1 pseudogene is annotated in these 1,093 nt (G+C 64.5%); it reads right to left on the bottom strand.

The window, feature by feature from the left end:
* Positions 1 to 71: 71 nt before the first annotated feature.
* A pseudogene (locus K359_RS56765) lies at positions 72 to 1,093 on the bottom strand (IS256 family transposase); the annotation flags it as partial.

The raw sequence follows: 1,093 nt of genomic DNA, 5'->3' as shown, positions 1-1,093 counted from the left end.
ATGGCCCGCGGCGCAGCCGAACAAAAGAATGGACGTACTCGATTTCTGCAACCGTCATCTCGGTCATGAAAAAATCGCTTGTCCATCTCATCCGTCGTCCGCAGGTGCTTCCAGTGCTCGGCCGGGAAGTCGTAGAAAGCGAGCAGCGTGTCTCGATCCTTGGCCAGGCAGTCGGCCGCCTTCTCGTATTTTAGCGTGTAGCTCTCGATGAAGGCTTCGAACGCCAGTTCGGCAGCGACCTTCGTTTCGGCCATCCAGATCTCCTGCAACGCGCGTTTGGCCTTCTGCTGCTGGCTCTTCGGTAACTTGGCGAGCACGTTGGCGGTTTTGTGCACCCAGCAGCGCTGCTCGCGCGTTTTCGGCCAGACCTCGCCAGCGGCCTTCCAGAACCCGAGTGCGCCATCGGCGATGACGAGCCGCGGGGAAGCATCGAGCCCGCGCCGCTTCAGATCGAGCAGCAGGTCGCGCCAGTCGTGCGCACTCTCGCGGGCGCCATCGGTGAAGCCGACCAGTTCCTTGCGGCCTTCCGGCGTCGCGCCGATCAGCACCAGGATGCACTGCTTTTCGTCCTCGAGGCGGGCTTCGAGATGGATGCCGTCGGCCCAGATGTAGACGTAGCGCTTCGCCGACAGATCGCGCTTCTGCCACGCGGCGTGCTCGTCGAACCAGCCGTCCTTCAGGCGGCCGATGGCCGATGCCGACAAGCCGGCAGCATCCTTGCCGAGCAGCGCCGCCAGCGCCTCGGAGAAGTCACCGGTTGAGATGCCCTTCAGATAAAGGATCGGCAGCAGCGTCTCGATCGACTTCGAGCGGCGCATGTAGGGCGGCAGGATCGACGGCGAGAACCGGATGCGGCCGGGATCGCCGGCGGCGGCCGCGCGGTCGCGCACACGCGGCTGGTGAACGGTGACCGGACCGATACCGGTCATCACCTCGCGTTCCGGCAGGCGACCGTGGCGGACGACGCGCTGGTGGCCGTCCTGGGTCTTCAAATCGGCATGCTTGTCAAGAAAGTCCGCGACCTCGGCCTCGACTGCCTTGGCGAGCAGGGCACGGGCTCCGTTGCGCAAGATTTCGGTGAGTTGATCGTCGA

Origin of the sequence: Bradyrhizobium sp. th-b2, assembly GCF_000426785.1 — a bacterium.
Taxonomy (GTDB): domain Bacteria; phylum Pseudomonadota; class Alphaproteobacteria; order Rhizobiales; family Xanthobacteraceae; genus Bradyrhizobium; species Bradyrhizobium septentrionale.
Note: the sequence above shows the minus strand (reverse complement) of the source record. Positions and strands in the feature narration are given on the sequence as shown.